1 protein-coding gene is annotated in these 611 nt (G+C 63.6%); it reads right to left on the reverse strand.

Annotation, left to right across the window (positions count from 1 at the left end; all coding sequences use genetic code 11):
* On the reverse strand, positions 1-611 hold a 611-nt coding region (locus ACXJKH_RS21850; protein WP_457322524.1), incomplete at both ends, for an MFS transporter.

Genomic DNA, 611 nt, shown 5'->3' on the forward strand with positions numbered 1-611 from the left:
GATCAAGGGCGCGTAGCCGCCCCCGATGCTGACCGGCATCAACAACAGGTAACCGAGCGCCGCCAGCAGCAGCCCGGTCACCATCAGGACTCTCGGCCCGACGCGTGCAATGAGACGCCCTGCCAACACATTGACCGCCATCAGCACCACCGTCATGGGAAGGAAGGCCAGCCCGGCCTGTTGTGGYGACAGATGCTGTTGTGTCTGGAAGAACAGGCTGAAGACGAAAATCAGGCCGTAGTACGCAAAATTCACCGCTACACCTGCCAGCGAGACGACGGAGAACGTACGGATACGGAACAATGTCAATGGCAGCATGGGCGAAGCGCTGCGGGCTTCGATCCGGAGGAAGGCCAGGGTCGCGAGGACGGCCAGCAGCGCGCCACCTTGCACCAGCCCATGTCGCCACCCAAGCTGGCCGGCTTCGATCAGCGCCGTGGCCATCGCTGCCAGCGCGAGGATCGCAGCCGCCTGTCCGCGCCAGTCGAGATCGCGCTGATGACGGCCGCCAGAGGGCGCCGCATGCCGCAGCGTCAGATACATTCCGATCAGGCCGATCGGAAGATTGACAAGAAATACGCCTCGCCAGCCTGCGTGCGTCACCAGTATGC

The organism is Stenotrophomonas sp. P5_B8, from assembly GCF_054049855.1.